The organism is Micromonospora sp. AP08 (assembly GCF_008085935.1).
Lineage (GTDB): Bacteria > Actinomycetota > Actinomycetes > Mycobacteriales > Micromonosporaceae > Micromonospora > Micromonospora chersina.
Window position 1 is genome coordinate 259,258 of the sequence record NZ_VSEZ01000007.1, and the last position, 19,268, is coordinate 278,525.

The 19,268-nt window shown below is 75.3% G+C and carries 19 protein-coding genes; 8 read left to right on the plus strand and 11 right to left on the minus strand.

Annotation, left to right across the window (positions count from 1 at the left end):
- Nucleotides 1-9: 9 nt before the first annotated feature.
- Complete coding sequence (gene nusA, locus FXF50_RS14865; RefSeq protein ID WP_148428206.1) at nt 10-1,053, minus strand: transcription termination factor NusA; 1,044 nt, start codon at nt 1,051-1,053, stop codon at nt 10-12.
- Nucleotides 1,050-1,706 (minus strand): ribosome maturation factor RimP, encoded by a 657-nt coding sequence (rimP, locus tag FXF50_RS14870; protein WP_148428208.1) that lies wholly within the window; start codon nt 1,704-1,706, stop codon nt 1,050-1,052. The genes nusA and rimP overlap by 4 nt, the downstream gene beginning before the upstream one ends.
- A 267-nt stretch (nt 1,707-1,973) precedes the next feature.
- Here rimP and FXF50_RS14875 point away from each other — a divergent pair, with 267 nt between their 5' ends.
- The 7 genes from FXF50_RS14875 to FXF50_RS14905 all read left to right on the plus strand — a co-directional run bounded on the left by FXF50_RS14875 (nt 1,974) and on the right by FXF50_RS14905 (nt 8,330).
- The gene (locus FXF50_RS14875; protein ID WP_187399681.1) at nt 1,974-2,423 is read left to right on the plus strand and encodes a hypothetical protein; all 450 of its coding nucleotides are present in this window, start codon (nt 1,974-1,976) and stop codon (nt 2,421-2,423) included.
- On the plus strand, nt 2,420-2,860 hold the full coding sequence (locus tag FXF50_RS14880; RefSeq protein ID WP_148428210.1) for a ferritin-like domain-containing protein: 441 nt from the start codon (nt 2,420-2,422) through the stop codon (nt 2,858-2,860). The genes FXF50_RS14875 and FXF50_RS14880 overlap by 4 nt, the downstream gene beginning before the upstream one ends.
- Nucleotides 2,861-2,930: 70 nt before the next feature.
- Nucleotides 2,931-3,512, plus strand: a complete 582-nt coding sequence (locus tag FXF50_RS14885) for a PadR family transcriptional regulator (RefSeq protein WP_148428212.1) — start codon at nt 2,931-2,933, stop codon at nt 3,510-3,512.
- Nucleotides 3,509-4,252: an ABC transporter ATP-binding protein gene (locus tag FXF50_RS14890; RefSeq protein ID WP_148428214.1), complete on the plus strand. Its 744-nt coding sequence runs from the start codon at nt 3,509-3,511 to the stop codon at nt 4,250-4,252. Before FXF50_RS14885 ends, FXF50_RS14890 begins: the two co-directional genes overlap by 4 nt.
- A complete protein-coding gene (locus FXF50_RS14895) occupies nt 4,249-6,936 on the plus strand; it encodes an FtsX-like permease family protein (protein WP_148428217.1) in 2,688 nt (895 codons plus the stop codon). Before FXF50_RS14890 ends, FXF50_RS14895 begins: the two co-directional genes overlap by 4 nt.
- 67 nt (nt 6,937-7,003) lie before the next feature.
- A complete protein-coding gene (locus FXF50_RS14900; protein WP_148428219.1) occupies nt 7,004-7,483 on the plus strand; it encodes a nitroreductase family deazaflavin-dependent oxidoreductase in 480 nt (159 codons plus the stop codon).
- 109 nt (nt 7,484-7,592) lie between these two features.
- Nucleotides 7,593-8,330, plus strand: a complete 738-nt coding sequence (locus FXF50_RS14905) for a nucleotidyltransferase domain-containing protein (RefSeq protein WP_148428220.1) — start codon at nt 7,593-7,595, stop codon at nt 8,328-8,330.
- Between the two features lie 67 nt (nt 8,331-8,397).
- On the opposite strand, the gene FXF50_RS14910 is transcribed toward FXF50_RS14905, so the two are convergent.
- Entirely contained in the window at nt 8,398-9,114 is a 717-nt protein-coding gene (locus tag FXF50_RS14910) for a VIT1/CCC1 transporter family protein (protein ID WP_148428221.1), read from the minus strand.
- Nucleotides 9,111-9,968, minus strand: coding sequence for a type I methionyl aminopeptidase (gene map, locus FXF50_RS14915; protein ID WP_107074587.1), 858 nt, complete (start codon nt 9,966-9,968; stop codon nt 9,111-9,113). The genes FXF50_RS14910 and map overlap by 4 nt, the downstream gene beginning before the upstream one ends.
- 94 nt (nt 9,969-10,062) lie before the next feature.
- Here map and FXF50_RS14920 point away from each other — a divergent pair, with 94 nt between their 5' ends.
- Nucleotides 10,063-10,377: an STAS domain-containing protein gene (locus tag FXF50_RS14920; protein ID WP_255510032.1), complete on the plus strand. Its 315-nt coding sequence runs from the start codon at nt 10,063-10,065 to the stop codon at nt 10,375-10,377.
- 22 nt (nt 10,378-10,399) lie between these two features.
- On the opposite strand, the gene FXF50_RS14925 is transcribed toward FXF50_RS14920, so the two are convergent.
- From FXF50_RS14925 to FXF50_RS14955, 7 genes are all read right to left on the minus strand, one after another.
- Nucleotides 10,400-14,056 carry a SpoIIE family protein phosphatase gene (locus tag FXF50_RS14925; RefSeq protein WP_148428224.1) on the minus strand — a complete coding sequence of 1,219 codons (3,657 nt, stop codon included), beginning with the start codon at nt 14,054-14,056 and terminating at the stop codon, nt 10,400-10,402.
- A 117-nt stretch (nt 14,057-14,173) separates the two neighbouring features.
- Nucleotides 14,174-14,923, minus strand: a complete 750-nt coding sequence (locus tag FXF50_RS14930) for a gamma-glutamyl-gamma-aminobutyrate hydrolase family protein (protein WP_148428226.1) — start codon at nt 14,921-14,923, stop codon at nt 14,174-14,176.
- Between the two features lie 55 nt (nt 14,924-14,978).
- Nucleotides 14,979-15,746, minus strand: coding sequence for a 3-oxoacyl-ACP reductase (locus FXF50_RS14935; protein WP_091268577.1), 768 nt, complete (start codon nt 15,744-15,746; stop codon nt 14,979-14,981).
- A gap of 1 nt (nt 15,747) precedes the next feature.
- Complete coding sequence (locus tag FXF50_RS14940; RefSeq protein WP_148428228.1) at nt 15,748-17,103, minus strand: aldehyde dehydrogenase; 1,356 nt, start codon at nt 17,101-17,103, stop codon at nt 15,748-15,750.
- A 38-nt stretch (nt 17,104-17,141) separates the two neighbouring features.
- The gene (locus tag FXF50_RS14945) at nt 17,142-18,506 is read right to left on the minus strand and encodes a glutamine synthetase family protein (protein WP_148428230.1); all 1,365 of its coding nucleotides are present in this window, start codon (nt 18,504-18,506) and stop codon (nt 17,142-17,144) included.
- 102 nt (nt 18,507-18,608) lie between these two features.
- Nucleotides 18,609-18,845, minus strand: coding sequence for a flavin reductase (locus FXF50_RS14950; RefSeq protein WP_255510033.1), 237 nt, complete (start codon nt 18,843-18,845; stop codon nt 18,609-18,611).
- 11 nt (nt 18,846-18,856) lie between these two features.
- Complete coding sequence (locus FXF50_RS14955) at nt 18,857-19,132, minus strand: hypothetical protein (RefSeq protein WP_148428343.1); 276 nt, start codon at nt 19,130-19,132, stop codon at nt 18,857-18,859.
- Nucleotides 19,133-19,268 lie beyond the last annotated feature (136 nt).

Below are 19,268 nucleotides of genomic sequence, written 5' to 3' on the forward strand. Positions count from 1 at the left end.
AGTCTACCCCTAGCTGTTCGAGATCGCGCCGCCCGCCTCGGGAACGTGATCAGCTCCGCCCCGGCCGGGCGCCCCGCTCTGCTCGGCGTCGGAGCGGATGTCGATCCGCCAACCGGTCAGCCGGGCAGCGAGCCGGGCATTCTGCCCTTCCCGCCCGATGGCCAGCGAGAGCTGGAAGTCCGGGACGGTCACCCGGGCGGTCCGGCTGGCCAGGTCGACGACCTCCACCCGCAGCGCCTTGGCCGGCGAGAGCGCGTTGCCGACGAAGGTGGCCGGGTCGTCCGACCAGTCGATGATGTCGATCTTCTCGCCGTGGAGTTCGCTCATCACCGCGCGGACCCGCTGGCCCATCGGGCCGATGCAGGCGCCCTTGGCGTTGACCCCCGGGGCGGTCGAGCGCACCGCGATCTTCGTGCGGTGACCTGCCTCACGCGCGATGGCCCCGATCTCCACGGTGCCGTCGGCGATCTCCGGGACCTCCAGGGCGAAGAGCTTCTTCACCAGCGCCGGGTGCGACCGGGACAACGTGATCTGCGGACCGCGCATTCCCTTGGCCACGTGCACCACGACGCAGCGGATCCGCTCGCCGTGCGCGTAGCGCTCGCCGGGGACCTGCTCGGACTGGGGCAGGACGCCCTCCAGCTTGCCCAGGTCGACGCTGACGATGCCCTTCTCGGCCCGCGCCTCGTGCGCCTGCACCACACCGGTGACCAGGTCGCCGTCGCGGCCGACGTACTCGCCGAAGTGCACCTCGTCGGTGGCCTCCCGCAGCCGCTGGAGGATCACCTGCTTGGCGGTCATGGCGGCGATCCGGCCGAAGTCGTGCGGGGTGTCGTCCCACTCCCGGACCACGCTGCCGTCGGCGTCCACCTCCTGGGCGTACACCGAGGCGGCCCCGGTCTTGCGGTCGATCTCCACCCGGGCGTGCGGCTCGGCGCCGTCGGTGTGCCGGTAGGCGGTCAGCAGCGCGGTCTCGATCGCCGCGAGGATCGTGTCGAACGGGATCTCCCGCTCGCGCTCCAGGGCGCGCAGCGCCGCGAGGTCGATGTTCACCTCTCCTCGTCCTCCAGATCTTCGTCGTCGTCGATGTCGGTGTCGTCACCGAAGTCCTCGTCGGACACCTCGTCCAGGCGGTGGAACTCCACCTGGACCCGGCCGGGCCCCAGCTCGGCGTACGGGTGCTCGGCGCGACCGGCGTCGGTCTCCAGCGCCACGCGCTCGTCGTCGGCGGCGGCGATCCGGCCGGTGACCTGCCGGTCCCCCTCGGGGCCGCGGACCGTCACCTTGACCAGCCGGCCGGCGTTGCGCCGCCAGTGCCGGGGCAGGGTGAGCGGGCGGTCCACGCCGGGCGAGCTGACCTCCAGCTGGTACTCGCCGGCCACGATGTCGCCGCCGGCCTCCTCGGCGGCGTCCAGCGCCGCCGAGACCGCCCGGGAGACGTCCGCGACCGCGTCGAGGTTGATCCCGCCGTCGGCGTCCACGATCACCCGGAGCACGTGCCGGCGGCCGGCGCGGGACACCGAGAGGTCCTCCAGGTCGTAGCCGTTGGCGGTGACCACCGGCTCGATCACCTCGCGCAGCCGCGCCTTGCGGGCGTTCAGGTCGCTGCGGGGTGCGCCGCCCCGGTCCGCGCCACGGGGGCCGTCGGACCGGCGGGGGCGCCCGGAGGGCCCCGTCGGCCGGGTGGCACGGCCACGCTGCGTCATTCGGCGCACCTCTCTGCTGTTGCCACGGACCCCCGCGGGCCCGGTCGTGTCGCTGCCCGGGCGGGCCGGTCGGCCCGCCATGCCGGCACGCCACCGGGGCGTCCGCGCCCGGTGGCTGCGCAGAGCGTAACGCGCGGGGCGGGCGGCGGCCCGGGCGGCGCACCGACGCCACTGGCCCACAGCGCGCCGGAGATGGTGTTGACTTGTCCGGTGGCCACGGGCAGAACAACAACGGACCAGGGCGCACCGGGACATTCCCGGCGGATGCTGCTGCGCGCCGGGGCGCTGCTGGCGCTCGGCGGCACGGCCGTGCCGCTGACCGGCTGTGATCTTTTCGACCGCGGCGACGAGTCACGACCCCCGGATCCGCTGGAGCCGCTCGCGGCCGAGGCCACCGCGCTGGAGGCCCGCCACCGGGCCGCCGCCACCGCGGTCCCGGCGCTGGCCGAGCGGCTCACAGCCATCGCCGACGCGCACCGGGCGCACGCCGAGGAGCTGCGCAAGGTGATCGGGCGGCCGGCCCCGTCCGGGAGCCCCGCCGCCGGCCCGTCGGCGGCCCCCGCCGATCCGGACACGGTCCGTAGCGAGCTGCGGCAGGCCGAGCAGGAGGGGCGGGACAACGCCGCGAAGGCGTGCGCCGCCGCGCCCGCCGAGCGGGCCGCGCTGCTCGGCTCGATCGCGGCGGCCCGGGCGACCCACGTGGAGGCGTTGAAGTGAGCCCGACCAGCGGCCCGGCCCAGGCCCTCGGCGACGCGCTCGCCGCCGAGTACGCGGCGATCTGGGCGTACGGGGTGATCGGCGTGCACCTGACCGAGGCGGCCCGCTCCGCCGCTCGCGCCGCCGAGGCGGCCCACCGGTCCCGACGGGACGCCCTCATCCTCCAGCTCAGCTCCGGCGGCGGTCAGGTCCCCGCCGACCGGGCCGGCTACGCGCTGCCCTACCCGGTCACCGACCGGGCGAGCGCGCTCAAGCTGGCCGTGGAGATCGAGGAGCGGACCGCCGGCCACTGGCGCGCGGCGCTGCCGCACACCACCGGGGCGGACCGGAACAAGGCCCTCGCGGCGCTCACCGACTGCGCGCTGCGGGCCACCCGCTGGCGGCGCACCGCCGGGGTGACGCCGGTCACCGTTCCGTTCCCCGGCCGCCAGACCTGAGCGGAGGCCCTGGTCACCCGCCGGAACCCTGCGGTTGCGGACCGCATACCAGGTATGCATACTCCACGCCATGTCCATCCGCCACGGCCTGCTCGCCCTGCTCGAGCGCGGCCAGATGTACGGCTACCAGCTCCGCTCGGCGTTCGAGGAGTCGACCGGGTCGACCTGGCCGCTGAACATCGGGCAGGTGTACACGACGCTGGCCCGGCTGGAGCGCGACGGCCTGGTCCGCTCGCTGCCGGAGAGCGAGGCCGGGCAGCGGCCGTACGAGATCACCGACGCCGGGCGGGCGGACCTGGCGCTCTGGTTCGCCACCCCGATCAGCCGGTCCGACCGGCCCCGCGACGAGCTGTCGATCAAGCTGGCCCTGGCCCTCACCACCCCCGGCGTGGACGTCCGCGCGGTCGTGCAGACCCAGCGCAGCGCCACCATGCGGGCCCTCCAGGAGTTCACCCGGTTGAAGTACGCCAGTGACAAGCCGGAGGACCTGCCCTGGCGCCTGGTGCTGGACGCGATGATCTTCCAGGCCGAGGCCGAGGTCCGCTGGCTCGACCACTGCGAGACCAGCCTGGTCCGCCACCGCCCGGCGCCGAGCCGGCCGGCCACCCACCCGGAGGCGGTGGACCGGGCCGACGAGGAGGCCCGCCGGTGACGCCAGGAGTTGAGCCGAGCAACGGGGTGCTGGAACTGCGGGCCGTGCATCGGACCCACGGCGCCGGGGAGGCCGCCGTGCACGCGCTGCGCGGGGTGAGCCTCACCGTGGCCGCCGGCGAACTGGTGGCGGTCATGGGCCCCTCCGGCTCCGGCAAGTCCACCCTGCTCGCCCTGGCCGGCGGGCTGGACCGGCCGACCGGCGGCGAGGTGCTGGTCGAGGGGGAGGCCCTCGGCGGCCTGCCCGCCCGCGACCTGGCCCGGCTGCGCCGCCGCCGGATCGGGTACGTCTTCCAGGACCTGAACCTGCTCGGCAGCCTCACCGCGGTGGAGAACGTGGCGCTCCCCCTGGAACTGGACGGCGCCGGCGTCCGGGCGGCCCGCCGGCTCGCCCTGGCCGCGCTCGCCGAGGTGGACGTGGCCGGGCTGGCGGACCGGTTCCCCGACCAGATGTCCGGCGGCCAGCAGCAGCGGGTGGCGATCGCCCGCGCCCTGGTCGGCGAGCGCCGCCTGGTCCTCGCCGACGAGCCCACCGGCGCGCTCGACTCGCAGGCCGGCGAGGCGGTGCTGCACCTGCTGCGCCGCCGGGTCGACGCCGGCGCGGCCGGGGTGCTGGTCACGCACGAGGCGCGGCACGCCGGCTGGGCCGACCGGGTGGTCTTCCTGCGCGACGGGGTGCTGGTCGACTCGACGGCCCCGCTCGTCGGCGTCGAGCACCTGCTCAGCGGCAGCGGTCGGTGAACCGGGGCCGGCTCGTCGCCACGCTCGGGTCGTGGCGGGCCGCGCTGCGGATCGCGCGGCGGGAGGCCCGGCGGGCCCGCCGGCGTACGGCGCTGGTGCTGGCGATGATCGCGCTGCCGGTGCTCGGGCTGAGCTTCGCGGCGGCGAGCTACGACATGGCCGAGCTGACCCGGGCCGAGCAGGTGGACCGGCGACTGGGCGGCGCCGACGCGGAGCTGCGCTGGAGCGAGCTGAGCCCGATCGTCCAGGACGCCTGGGGCGAGGGATCCTGGCCGGTCGAGGGCGATCCGGTGTTCCGGACCCGACCGGCGACGACCGACGAACTGCGGGCGCTGCTGCCCGCCGGCACCCGCCTCACCCGGCTGCGCCGGTGGGTGCCCTTCGAGGTGCGGATCGACGCGAAGAACGTCTCGTTCGACGCCCGCGCCGTCGACCTGACCGACCCGATCAGCCGGCCGCTGGCCACCCTGCGCGAGGGCCGGCGGCCCACCCGCCAGGACGAGATCGCGGTCAGCCGGGCCGCGTTGCGCCGGCTGGACGTCCGGCTCGACGCGCCGGTGCGGACGGTCGAGGGCACGACCTACCGGGTGGTCGGGGTGGTGGAGTTCCCGGACAACCTGGGCGAGGTGGTGGCGCTCCGGCCGGAGCTGCCGCCCGGGCCGCTCGGCGCCGGGGACGAGAGCTGGCTGGTCGACCTGCCGGGGCCGCTGGACGGGGCGCTGGTCGACCGGCTGAACGCCCGGGGCGTCCTGGTGGCCGCCCGGAACCCGCTGGCCGGCCGGGAGGAGATCGGCGCCGGCCCCGACCTGCCCGACGCCGAGGAGACCGGCAACGTGGTGCTGGTCGGCGGGCTCGGCCTCCTGGAGGTGGTGCTGCTGGTCGGCCCGGCCTTCGCGGTGGGCGTACGCCGCCGGCGGCGGGACCTCGCCCTCGTCGCGGTGGCCGGCGGGGACGCCGCGCACCTGCGCCGGATCGTGCTCGCCGACGGGGTGGTGCTCGGCGCGGGCGGGGCGGTGGTCGGCCTGCTGCTGGGCACCGGCGCGGCGCTCGCCGGGCGGCCACTGGTCGAGCAGTACCTGCTCCAGCAGCGCCTCGGCGCGTACCGGGTCTTCCCGGCGGCGCTGGCGGCGATCGCCGTGGTGGCGGTGCTGGCCGGGGTGCTGGCCGCGCTCGCCCCGGCCTGGGCGGCGGCCCGGCAGGACGTGGTCGCCGGGCTGGCCGGCCGGCGCGAGCCGCCCCGGCCACGCCGCCGCTGGCTGGTGCTCGGGGCGCTGCTCACCGTGGCCGGCGCCGCCGTGGCCGCGTTCGGCGCCACCCGGACGGCCCCGACCGGCGTCCTGGCCGGGGTGGTCCTGGGCGAGCTGGGGCTGGTCTTCTGCACCCCGACGCTGATCGGCGTCCTGGCCCGGGCCGGCCGGCTGCTGCCGCTGGCGCCCCGGCTGGCGCTGCGCGACGCCAGCCGCAACCGCTCGTCGGCCGCGCCCGCCATCTCCGCCGTGATGGCGGCGGTGGCCGGCAGCGTGGCCCTGGGCGTCTACGTGGCCAGCGACGACGCCCGGCAACGGGCGGCCTGGCAGCCCGGCCTGCCCCCGGGCCACGTGCTGCTCCAGCGCACCGACGGGCGGACCACCGGCGCGCTGCCCACCGCGGACGAGGTGGCGGAGCGGGTCCGGGCGGTCCTGCCGGGCGCCACGGTGGTGCCGGTCGCCGCCGCGGAGTGCGCCCGGCAGGCGACCCCGGAGGACTACTGCGTCGCCACCGCGGTGCGCCCGCCCGAGCAGCGCTGCCCGTACGACCCCGTCGAACCCGGGCACGCCGCGGCGCGGACCGACCCGCGCTGCGTGCGGCCGTTCCGCGAGCCGAGCGACCTCTACCTGCCGGCCCTGGTGGACGACGGGACGGGGCTGCCCACGCTCACCGGCGCCCCGGCCGGGGAGGTGGCCGCGGCCCGCCGGACCCTCCAGGCCGGCGGGGTGGTGGTCACCGACCCCCGGCAGCTGGTGGACGGCCGGGTCCGCGTGGAGGTCAGCCACGGAACGACCGCCCCGACGGCCGACGGCACGCTGCCCGGGTACGTGCTACGCGGCGGCCTCCCGGTGGACCGGCTGGTGCTCTCCCCCGCGGCGGCGGCCACGCTCGGCCTGGCCGCCGCGCCGCTGGGCTACCTGGTCGACACCGCGGAGCCGCCCACCGCTCGCCAGCGGGACCGGCTGGCCGCCGAACTGAGCGGGGTCGCCCCGCTGGCGGTCCAGGTGGCGGCCGCCGAGCCGCCGTCCGACCAGCGCCCGCTGCTGCTCCTGCTGGCCGGCGCGGCTGGCGTGATCACCCTGGGCGCGGCCGCGGTGGCGACCGGCCTCGCCGCCGCCGAGGGCCGCCGGGACCTGTCCACCCTCGCCGCGGTCGGCGCCGATCCCCGGGTACGCCGGGTGCTGTCGCTCTGCCAGGCCGGGGTGATCGCCGGGCTGGGCTCGGTGCTCGGCATCCTGGCCGGCCTCGGCTCGGCGGCCATCATCCTGGTCTCGCTCAACCGGCGGTACGCGCAGTCCTGGCCGGTGGAGCCGCCGTACCCGCTGGTGGTGCCCGGGTCGACGCTGACCGTGCTCGTGGTGGTGCCGGTGGTGGCCATGGTCGGGGCGGCCCTGCTCACCCGGTCCCGGCTGCCGGTGGAGCGCCGGTTGGACTGACGGCGCTCGATCCGCTCCGACCGGTCGGGGGGTGTCGCGGGCGGGGTGCGGCCGGCACACTGGGCGGGTGTCCGCCGTGCAGTCCCTCACCCGTCGTCTCGGTCACCAGAAGTGGTTCGCCGCCACCATGCGCCTGCTCGTTCCCGCCGACCGGCTGGTCGGCCGGCTGACGAAGGGCCGGGTGGTCGCCTTCGGGCTGGTGCCCTCGCTCGTGCTCACCACCACCGGCCGCCGCTCCGGCAAGCCGCGCAGCAATCCCCTGCTCTACGTGCCGGACGGCGACGCGTACGTGGTGATCGGCTCGAACTGGGGGCAGCAGCACCAGCCCGCCTGGTCGCTGAACCTGCTCGCCCAGCCGGCCGCCGAGATCGACGTCAAGGGTCGCCGGGTCCCGGTGCGCGCCGAGCCGATCAGCGGCGAGGAGCGGGAGCGGCTGTTCACCCGGCTGGTCGCCGAGTGGCCGGCCTACCGCACGTACGTGGAACGGGCCGGCGGCCGGGAGATCCGGGTGTTCCGGCTGGTCCCGGTGGGCGAGCCGGCTGCCTGAGGCACGGGCGCGGCGAGCCGGCGGGGCCGGTCCGGCTGGCTAGGGTGGTGGTCGGTCGACGCGCGCCGGGCCACCGCCGGGCGGCCCGCGCGCGGAACGGAGGTGGACCGTGGACGCCAGCGGCGCCGAGCTGGACACCGACCGGTATCTGGACGATCCCCGGTGGCGGGTCGCCGAGCGGGTGAGCGACGCGGCGCTGCGCCGGTTCCCCGCGGACGTCCTCGCGGTCGCGGTGCACGGCCCGCTCGCGCACGGCGACGACGACGGCGGCGGCAACGGCGAGGTGGGTCTGCTCGTGGTCACCTACCGGCCGGGCGGCGGGCCGTCGCCGGCCACCCGCCGGGTGGACGGTGTGCTGGTCGACCTCACCGTGGCCGGCGCCGACGACTACCTGCGGCAGGCCACGGCGATCACCGCGCTCTGGCCGCTCACCGCCGACCGGTACGTCACCACCCGCGCCCTGCACGACCCGACCGGCTGGCTGCGGACCCTCCGCGACGAGCACCTGGCCCGGCTGGCCCGGGCCCGGCCCGCCGAGTTCACCGCCGCGGCCCGGCAGGCGTGGTACCGGGGCAGCGCGGCGCACGCCCGGGCGCTGCGGCTGGCCGAATGGTACGAGACCGACCAGGCGCTGCTCATGCTCGGCGAGGCCCGGCTGGCCGCGGCCACCGTGCAGGGGCTGCTCAGCCGCACCTACTTCCGGGACCCGGGTGACGCGGTGCGGCGCACGGGCCTGGCCGGGGCGGACATGACCGAGGTGGGCACGGTGCTGGCCCGCCAGGCCGAGGAGCTGACCGCGCGGGGCCGCCCGGTCGACGGCACCGTGGACGACCTGCTCGCCGGCTGACGCCCGCCGGGCTCGTCAGCCGATCCCGCCCTGGATGCCGATTCGACGCTGACGCCCACCAGGCTCGTCAGCCGATCCCGCCCTGGATTCCGATCAGTGCGCCCACCAGGTAGGTGGCGCCGGCCGCGAGGGCGCCGAGCAGCAGCTGCCGCAGCCCGCCGACCCACCAGGGGCGGTTGGTGAACCGGGCCACGATGGCGCCCGCCACGAAGAGCCCCACCCCGCCGACGCCGAGCGCCAGCGCCAGGCTGGTGAAGCCGAGCAGGTAGGTGATCAGCGGCACCAGCGCGCCGACCGAGAAGCAGAGGAACGAGGAGACCGCCGCCGCCCACGGGCTGGGCTGCTCGTCGGGGTCGACGCCCAACTCCTCCCGGACGTGCACCCGCAGCGCCTCCTCCGGGTTGCGCCGGACCGCCTCGGCGACCTGCGTGGCCAGGTCCCGGGGCAACCCCCGGGCCACCCACGCGTCGGCCAGCTCGCGGGCCTCCGCCTCGGGGTGCCGTTCCAGCTCGCGCCGCTCCTTGGCCACCTCGGCGGCCACCTGCTCGTTGGCCGAGCGGACGCTGGTGTACTCGCCCAGCCCCATCGAGATGGCGCCGGCCACCAGACCGGCCGCCCCGGTGAGGACGACACTGCGCGGGGAGACCCCGCCGCCGCCGACGCCGGCGATCAGCGCGATGTTGGTGACCAGCCCGTCCATCGCCCCGAACACCGCGGGCCGGAGCCAGCCGCCGGACACGTCCGCGTGGTGCGCCTCGCGCAGCGCCGCCGGGGTGTCGGTCACGGCAGGGTCAGGATCTCGTAGCCGTCGTCGGTCACGACGATGGTGTGCTCGAACTGCGCCGTCCACCGGCGGTCCTTGGTGACCACCGTCCAGCCGTCGTCCCACATGTCGTACTGGTGGGTGCCGAGGGTGATCATCGGCTCGATGGTGAAGGTCATGCCGGGCTCCATCACGTCCGTGGGGCGCGGGCTGTCGTAGTGCGGCACGTAGAGGCCGCTGTGGAAGGACTCGCCGATGCCGTGGCCGGTGAAGTCGCGGACCACGCCGTAGCCGAACCGCTTGGCGTACGACTCGATGACCCGGCCGATGACGTTGATCTGCCGGCCCGGTGCGACCGCCTTGATCCCACGCATCATGGCCTGGTGGGTCCGCTCGACGAGCAGGCGGGCCTCCTCGCTCACCTCGCCCACGCAGAAGGTGGCGTCGGTGTCGCCGTGCACCCCGCCGATGTACGCGGTCACGTCGACGTTGATGATGTCGCCGTCCTGGAGCACGGTGGAGTCCGGGATGCCGTGGCAGATCACCTCGTTGAGGCTGGTGCAGCAGGACTTCGGGAAGCCCTTGTAGCCCAGCGTCGAGGGGTACGCGTCGTGGTCGCAGAGGAACTCGTGGACCACCTTGTCGATCTCGTCGGTGGTCACCCCCGGCTTGCAGTGCTCCCCGGCGAGCTGGGTGGCCTGGGCGGCGAGCCGGCCGGCGATCCGCATCTTCTCGATGGTCTCCGGCGTCTGCACGTGCGACCCGCGCCACTCCTGCGGCCGCTTCTTGCCCACGTACTCGGGACGCGGGATGTGGGCGGGAACCGCTCGCCACGGGGAGAGCGTGCCTGGGGTCAGCGGCGCACGGACGGTCATGCCGACAGCCTATCGCCGGGCCCCTGGTGACCCCCGCCACGGCCCGCTCGCCCAGGTTGTTGCCGCGTCGCAACCGCTGTGCCATTGTTGCTCCGTGGATCAAGGGGGCGCACCGCCCGTCTTCTCCGCGACCGCGGAGCTCGACGGTGATCAACTGCGCGTCCGGGTGGCCGGCGAGGTCGACATGGCCACCGCCGACACCATGTACCGGACCGTCCTCGGGGAGTCCGCCCGGCACGTCACGCTCGACCTGCGGTCGGTGACCTTCTTCGACTCGGCCGCGATCCACGCGGTGGTCCGGCTGGCCCAGCAGCTCCCCGGCACGCTCACCGTGCTGCCGTCCCGGCAGGTCCGGCGGGTGCTGGAGATCTCCGGCCTGGGCGAGCAGGACTGGGTGGCGCCGGCCTGAGAGCCCGCCGCCCGCCCCGGCCTCAGTCCGCCAGCCGGCGGCGCAGGACCAGCTCGGTGCCGTTCTCCGTGCGGGTCACGCTCATCTCGCCGAGGGCCTGGATCAGCGCCAGGCCACGCCCCCGGAAGCTCGACCCGCTGGACTCCCGCCACCGGCCGCTGTCGCGGATCGTGGCCGTGACCGTCCGGTCCTCGATGGTCACCTCGACGCCGATCGCCGGCTCGGCCGGGGCGACCGGGTGCTCGATGGCGTTGGCGGCGGCCTCGGAGATGGCCACCGTGAGGTCGAACAGGTCGGTCTCGCCGACGTGGTGGGCGACGAGGAAGTCCTCCAGCCGCTTGCGCAGCACGCTGAGCCGGGTCGGGTCGGCCGGCAGCCGCAGCGCGAAGCGGTTCAGCTCGGTCGCCTCCAGCGCGAGCACCGCCACGTCGTCGTGCCGGGTCCGCCCGGCGACCCGCTCGACCACCGCGTCGACCAGATCGGCCACGTGCTCGCCCGGGGTCGCCGCGTCCGCCCGGAGCTGGCCGAGCCCGGCGTCGATACCGGCCTGCCGGTCCTCGATCAACCCGTCGGTGTAGAGCAGCAGCCGGCCGCCGGGGGCCAGCTCACCCTCGACGGTCCGGTACGACGTGCCGGGGATCGCCCCGACCGGCGGCCCGAGCGCCCGGTCGTGCAGGAACATCGCGTCTCCGTCCCGGATCAGCAACGGGGAGGGGTGGCCCGCGCTGGCGTACCGGAGCCGGCCGGTGCGCGGGGAGAAGCGGAGGCAGACCACGGTGGCGAACGAGCCGCCCTCGGTGGAGCCGACCAGCCGGTTGAGCCGGGTCAGCGCCTCGCCCGGGTCGTAGCCCTCCAGCACGTACGCCCGCAGCGCGTTGCGGAGCTGGCCCATCGCGGCGGCGGCCCGCACCCCCTTGCCGACCACGTCACCGATCACCAGCACCAGCTCGTCGTCGGCGGCGCCGATCACGTCGTACCAGTCGCCACCGACCTCGACGTCGGCGCTGCCCGGCAGGTAGCGACTGGCCACCACGGCGCCGGGGAGCTGCGGCAGGGTACGCGGCAGCAGGCTGTGCTGGAGGGTGGTGGCGATCCGGTGCTCGGCCTCGTAGAGCTGCGCGTTCTCCAGCCGCACGCCGACCAGCCGGGCCAGCTCGGTGAGCGCCGCCTGCTCGGTGCCGCCGCCCTCCCGGCGCCAGACCCGCAGCTCGCCGAGCTGCTCGTCGGTGGTGCCGGTCAGCGGCAGCACCATGGAGGGCTCGGCGGAGACGTCCCCGCCGCCGTCCGCCTCGTAGCGGGCGCCGGTGGCGGTGACCACCACCCGGGCGGCCTCGGCCAGGCTGAGCGCGTGCCGCGCGGCGACCCGCACCACCTCGGCGGTCGACCGGGCGGTGTTGATCGCCACGGCGGCGTCGGCGAGCGCCCGCAGCCGGCGGACGATCTGGCCGCGGAGCTGGCCCAGCTCGACGTTGGCCCGGACCCGGGCGATCAGCTCCTGGCTGGAGAACGGCTTGGTGAGGTAGTCGTCCGCGCCGACCGCGAGCCCGGCGACCTCCTCGGCGGCGCCGGCCCGGGCGGAGAGCAGCACGATCGGCACCCCCCGGGTGACCGGGTTGGCGCGCAGCGCGGTGACCAGCCCGAAGCCGTCCAGCCGGGGCATCATCACGTCGGTCAGCACCAGGTCGAACGGGGAGTCGACGGCCAGCCGCAGCGCCTCCACGCCGTCCGGCACGGTGACCACCTCGTACGCCGGGGAGAGCAGCCGGCTCACGTGCTCCCGCAGGTCGGCGTTGTCGTCGGCGACCAGGACCCGGCCCGATCCGCCCGGCACGCCGACCGGCTCCGGCAGCCCGCCCGGCCGGGCCACCTCGTCGGTCCAGAGCGCCGTCTCGGCGACGTAGAGCCGGGCCTGCTCGGGCTCGCTCAGCGGCACCGGGGCGAGGGCGGCCACCCGGTCGGCGGGCAGGTGCGCGTACCCGAACGGCAGCCGCACCGTGAAGGCGCTCCCCCGGTCGACGACGCTGTGCGCCTCGACCGTGCCGCCGTGCATCTCGACCAGCTCGCGGACCAGGGCGAGGCCGATGCCGGTGCCCTCGTGGGTGCGGGAGCGGGCGCCCGGCACCCGGTGGAACCGCTCGAACACCTGCGGCAGCTCCGCCGGCGCGATGCCGACGCCGGTGTCGGCCACCTCCAGCACGGCGAGGCCGTCACGGGCGCGGACCCGGACGCGGATCTCGCCCTCGAAGGTGAACTTGACCGCGTTCGACACCAGGTTGAGGACGATCTTCTCCCACATGTCCCGGTCGACGTAGACCGGCGCGGGCAACGGCGGGCAGTCCACCACCAGGCGCAGCCCGGCCCGCTCGGTGACCGAGCGGAAGGTGCTGGCCAGCCGGGCGGTGTAGTCGGCCAGATCGGTGGGCTGGTAGCGGGCGGCCAGCCGGCCGGACTCCAGCCGGGAGAAGTCGAGCACGGTGTTGACCAGCTTGAGCAGCCGCAGCGCGTTGCGGTGCATCATGGCCAGCCGGTCGAGGTACGGGTCGGGCAGGTCGCGGTCGGCGAGCAGATCCTCCAACGGCCCGAGCACCAGGGTGAGCGGGGTGCGGAACTCGTGACTCACGTTGGCGAAGAAGTTGGTCTTGGCGCGGTCGAGGGCGGCCAGCTCGGCGGCCCGGGCCCGCTCCTGCTCGTACGCCCGCTGCTTGCCGACGGCCCGGGAGACCTGGGCGGCGACCAGGTCGGCGAAGTGGCGGTAGTCCTCGGTGAAGGGCAGCCGGCGGGCGACCCCGAGCAGCAGCACGCCGGCCAGCTCGTTGGTCGCCGTGAGCGGCAGCAGCAGAGCCTGGTCGGCGGCGTCCGGCGGCACCGCGCCGAGCAGCTCGGCGGTGGAGACCCAGCGGGGCGCCGCCGGGGCGCCGGCGGGGCGTGGGGGCCCGCCGGCGAGCGTGGCCGGGTTCACCCCGGCGCAGCCGGCCAGCGCCGGGACCCCGTCCTCGTCGTGCAGCCAGACGGCGCTGAACGGCACGTCGGCCCGGTGCCCGTCGAGCACCTGGGCGACGGCCCGGCCCAGCTCCACGGTGCTGGGCACGTCGGCGAGCTCGGTGCCCAGCTCGGCCAGGGCGCGCAGCCGGCGCTCGCCGACGACCCGGCCGGTGGTCTCGTTGACGAAGCAGAACACCCCGCTCACGCTGCCGTCGGCGTCCCGGATCGGGTCGTACGAGATGTCGAAGTAGACGTCCTCCAGGAAGCCGTGCCGGTCGAGCACGAAGGGGTGGTTCTCGCCGCGGTACGGCACGCCGGTGCGGCGCACCCCGTCGAGCAGCGGCCCGAGCACGTCCCAGGTCTCGGCCCAGTGCCGGCGGGCGGACTGGCCGAGCACCGCCGGGTGCTTGTCGCCGATGGTGGGCCGGTAGGCGTCGTTGTAGAAGGCCAGGTGGTCCGGGCCCCAGAACACGACCATCTGGGCGCGCGAGGAGAGCATGGTGCTGACCGCGTGGCTGAGCGCGGGGGGCCAGCGGTGCGGGGCGCCGAGCGGGGTGGTGGACCAGTCGAAGCCGCGCAACCGCTCGCCCATCTCGCCGCCGGCGGCGAACGCCGCGGTCAGCAGTGGAGAGAGTTTCGCCTCCCCGGTCCCCGAGGACGAACGATCGACGTCCCCGCCCCCCTGGGCCGAGCCCATGCAGCCTCCCGCTTCGGCCAATGTCCACGACGACCGGCGCGAGCACGCCGGTCGTCCCCGCCTACTACCCGGACGGAGGAGCAACGTAACGCATGTCGCCGGTCGGACGCTGGTTACCTACGCCTCATCCTGACGCAACCGGCGGCCCGGGGCGAGTCGGGCGGGGCCGGCCGGTGCGGCGCCGGCCGCCGCGCGGACCAGCGCGGCCACCGGCCGGGGATCGGCCTCGTTCTCCGGGTGCCACTGCACGCCGAGCAGGAAGCGCCGGGCCGGATCCTCCACGGCCTCCACCACCCCGTCGTCGGCCCACCCGGTCACGGCCAGGCCGCCCGGGTCGGCCACGCCCTGATGGTGGTACGAGTTGACCTCGTCCACGCCGGCCATCACGGCCCCGGCCAGGCTGCCGTCGGCGAACCGGACGGGATGCGACCCGTACACCCCGGGGGCCGGGCGGTGGCGGTCGTGCCCGACGACGTCCGGCAGGTGCTGGTGCAGCGTCCCGCCGTAGGCCACGGCGAGCAGCTGCATGCCCCGGCACACCCCGAGCACCGGCAGGTCGGCGGCGAGCGCGGCGGTCAGCAGCGCCAGCTCCCCGGCGTCCCGGTCCGGGCGGCTCTCGGTGCGCGGGTCGGGCGGCCGGCCGTACCGCTCCGGGCCGACGTCGGCGCCGCCGGCCAGCAGCAGCCCGTCGAGCACCCGCAGCACGTCGGCGTCGGTGTCGTCCGGCGGCAGGACCACGGCCCGGCCGCCGGCCGCCGTCACGGCCCGGACGTACGCCTGCGGCACCAGCGCCGCCGGCACGTCCCGCCACACCGCCCAGCCGGCCGGCTCGACGTACGCGGTGACGCCGATCACCGGCCGACTCACTGAGCTGGCTCCGTTCGCGGCTGCGGGGCTCGCAACCCCGGCTCACTCCTCGCGCTCACAGCGGTGTCACGTACGCGCCGGTGATCCCGCCGTCCACCACGAACTGCGCGGCGGTCATGAAGGAGGCGTCGTCGCTGGCCAGGAAGGCCACCGCGGCGGCGATCTCCTCGGGGTTGCCGAACCGGCCCATCGGCACGTGGACGAGGCGGCGGGCGGCCCGCTCCGGGTCCTTGGCGAACAGCTCCAGCAGCAGCGGGGTGGCGACCGGGCCGGGGCAGAGCGCGTTGACCCGGATGCCCTCCCGGGCGAACTGCACGCCCAGCTCCCGCGTCATCGCCAGCACCCCGCCCTTGCTCGCCGTGTACGCGATCTGCGACGTCGCCGCCCCCATGAGCGCCACGAACGAGGCGGTGTTGATGATCGAGCCCTTGCCCTGCCGCCGCATGTGCGGGATGGCGTACTTGCAGCAGAGGTAGACGCTCGTGGTGTTGACCCGCAGCACCCGCTCCCAGGCGTCCAGCCCGGTCTCCAGGATCGAGTCGTCGTCGGGGGGCGAGATGCCGGCGTTGTTGAACGCCACGTCCACCCGGCCGTGCCGCTCGGCCACCCCGTCGAAGAGGTCGCGCACCGCCGCCTCGTCGGCCACGTCGGCGGCCACGAACTCGCCGGCCACCTCGTCGGCGGCCCGCTTGCCCGCCTCGGCGTCGATGTCCACGCAGACCACCCGGGCCCCCTCGGCGGCGAACCGCCGCACCGTGGCCAGGCCGATGCCGCTACCTGCCCCGGTCACCACGGCGACCCGGTCCTGAAGCCGTCCCTGCATCTCACTCCTCCGTGCTGATGAACACGTTCTTGACGTCGGTGAAGGCGTGCAGCGCGTCCGGGCCCAGCTCCCGGCCGAGGCCGGAGCGCTTCATCCCGCCGAACGGGGTCCAGTAGCGCACCGAGGAGTGCGAGTTGACGCTCAGGTTGCCCGACTCGACCGCCCGGGCCACCCGGACCGCGCGCCCCACGTCCCGCGTCCAGATCGAGCCGGAGAGGCCGTATTCGGTGTCGTTGGCCAGGCGGATCGCGTCCGCCTCGTCGTCGAACGCGAGCACCGAGACCACCGGGCCGAAGATCTCCTCCCGCCAGTGCCGGTCGGCCGGGGAGTCGGCGAGCAGCACGGTCGGGGCGTACCAGAAACCGGCGCCGTCGGGGCGGGCGCCGGTGAAGGCGACCTTCGCCCCGTCCACGTATCCGGCGACCCGGTCCCGGTGCCCGGCGGAGATCAGCGGGCCCATCTCGGCGCTCTCGGCGGCCGGGTCCTCGACCCGGAACGCCCGCACGGCCGGTTCGAGCAGTTCGAGGAAGCGGTCGTACACCGATCGCTGAACCAGGATCCGGGAGCGTGCGCAGCAGTCCTGGCCGGCGTTGTCGAAGACCGCGGCCGGCGCGCTGGCCGCCGCCTTCGCCAGGTCGGCGTCGGCGAAGACCAGGTTGGCGGACTTGCCGCCCAGCTCCAGCGTCACCCGCTTCACCTGGGCGGCGCAGCCGGCCATGATCCGGGTGCCGACCTCGGTGGAGCCGGTGAAGCAGACCTTGCGGACCGCCGGGTGGGTGACGAACCGCTCGCCCACCACGCTCCCCTGGCCGGGCAGCACGGTGAACACGCCCTCCGGCAGGCCGGCGTCGAGGGCCAGCTCCGCCAGGCGCAGCGCGGTCAGCGGGGTCAGCTCGGCCGGCTTGAGCACCACCGTGTTGCCGGCGGCGAGCGCCGGGGCGAAGCCCCACCCGGCGATCGGCATCGGGAAGTTCCACGGCACGATCACCCCGACCACGCCGAGCGGCTCGTGGAAGGTGACGTCGAGCCCGCCGGGCACCGGGATCTGGTGGCCGGTCAGCCGCTCCGGCGCGCCCGCGTAGTAGTCCAGCACGTCCCGGACGTTGCCGGCCTCCCAGCGCGCGTTGCCGATGGTGTGCCCGGCGTTGCGCACCTCCAGCAGCGCCAGCTCCTCCCGGTGCGCGTCGACCACGGCCGCGAACCGCCGCAACAACCGCGCCCGGTCCCCCGGCCCCACCGCCCGCCACGTCTCGAAGGCGGCCGCCGCCCGCTCGATCGCCGCGTCGGTCTCGTCGAGCGAGGTGGCCGGCACCTCGCGCAGCGGCTCACCGGTCGCCGGGTTGATCACCTGAGTCACGCGCCCCACCCTTCTCCTGGCCGACGGGGAGCGCAAGGTCAGAGGCGCTCGAAGCCACGGACCAGCTCCCAGTCGGTGACGGCGGCGTCGAAGGCGGCCAACTCCACCCGCGCGTTGTTGGCGTAGTGGGCGACCACCTCGTCCCCGAAGGCGTCCTTCGCCGTCGCCGAGGACTCCCAGAGGGTGAGGGCGTCCCGGAGCGTCCCGGGCACCCGCTCGGCGTCCCCGTCGTCGTACGCGTTGCCGCCGCACTCCTCGCCCAGCTCCAGCTCCCGCTCGATGCCGTGCACCGCGCCGGCCACCAGCGCGGCGATCGCCAGGTACGGGTTGACGTCGGCGCCCGGCACCCGGTTCTCCACCCGCATCCCCTGGCCGTGCCCGACCAACCGCAGCGCGCAGGTGCGGTTGTCGGTGCCCCAGCGCAACGCGGTCGGGGCGAACGAGCCCGGCTGGTAGCGCTTGTAGGAGTTGATGTTGGGCGCGAAGAGGAGGCTGAACTCGCGCATGGTGGCGAGCAGCCCGGCCAGCACCCGCTGCCCGGTGGTCGACAGGTGCGCCGGCCCGTCGCCGAGCATGGCCGAGCGGCCGTCGGCGCCGCGCAGCGAGAAGTGGATGTGGCAGGAGTTGCCCTCCCGCGCGTTCGGCTTCGCCATGAAGGTGATCGACATGCCCTCCTGGGCGGCGATCTCCTTCGCCCCGTTCTTGTAGATGACGTGGTGGTCGGCGCAGGCCACCGCCTCGTCGTAGCGGAACGCGATCTCGTGCTGCCCGAGGTTGCACTCGCCCTTGGCGCTCTCCGGGACCAGCCCCGCGCCGGCCATCTGGTTGCGGATCCGGCGCAGCAGCGGCTCGACCCGCGCGGTGCCGAGCAGCGAGTAGTCCACGTTGTACTGGTTGGCCGGGGTCAGGTCGCGGTAGCCGCGCCGCCACGCCTCCTCGTACGAGTCGCGGAACAGCACGAACTCCAGCTCGGTGCCGGCGTACGCGGTCAGCCCGTGGGCGGCCAGCCGGTCGAGCTGGCGGCGCAGGATCTGCCGGGGCGACGCGACCACCGGGCCGGAGCCGTCCAGCCACTCCAGGTCGGCCAGGAGCATCGCGGTGCCGGGCTGCCAGGGCACCCGGCGCAGGGTGTCCAGGTCGGGCCGCATGGCGAAGTCGCCGTAGCCGCGTTCCCAGCTCGACATGGCGTACCCGTCGACGGTGTTCATGTCGACGTCCACGGCCAGCAGGTAGTTGCAGCCCTCGCTGCCGTGCGCGACCACCTGGTCCAGGAAGTAGCGGGCGTGGAACCGTTTGCCCTGGAGGCGGCCCTGCATGTCGGTCAGCGCGAGCACCACCGTGTCGATCTCGCCCTCGGCGACCGCGACGCGCAACTGTTCCAGCGTGAGCGGAGCTTTCCTCATCGGCGCGCCTCCATCACCAAGGTCTACTGGCAGAACCGGATCACCGTCAATGCCCGTTCCGGACACCGTGGCAAACGCGTTCGGCCGACGCCGCGGAGCGGATCAGCCGCGGGCCCGCGCCCAGCCGAGGAAGCGGTGATGAAGGTCCGGGACGTGATCCGGGTTGAGCTGGGCGAGTTGCTCCGCGGCCTCGCTCATCAGCGCGCCGAGATAGAGCAGCAGCGCCGTCCGGTTTCCCCGGTACTCGACGAGCAGCGACAGCCGGGCCGGCTGGCACGGCCACTCCGCGCCACAGTTGCGGCACCGCCAGAGCGGGCGCATCGGGACGTGCGGGATCACCCGGCGGCCCATCACCGCAGCCGGCGGGCGACCGCCCGGGCCTCGGAGTCGGTCAGCGGCATGAACCAGAGGAACCGCTGCACGATCTCCGGCGGCTCCGGCCCCTCGGGACGTCCACGCAGATCCCGGATGGCGCCGCGGAGGAGGAACGACATGACCGGGATGAGCGCCGCCGGGTCGAGCCGCTGCCGGGGAATCGAACGGAAGGTCGGGCAGGGCCACGGCTCGCCGCAGCGCCCGCACTCCCACGCCGGGCGGTAGCCCATGTGCCCGGTGAGGGCGAGCATGGTTGGTCTCGATGAAGGCGAGTTCGCGTCGGGTCCACGCGACCAGTTCGGCAGAGCGCGCGCGAGGGACCGATGCAGCTGTGTCGCCCTGGACGTCCCGCCAGAACGCCTCGTTGCGGCGTAACCGCTCGCCGAT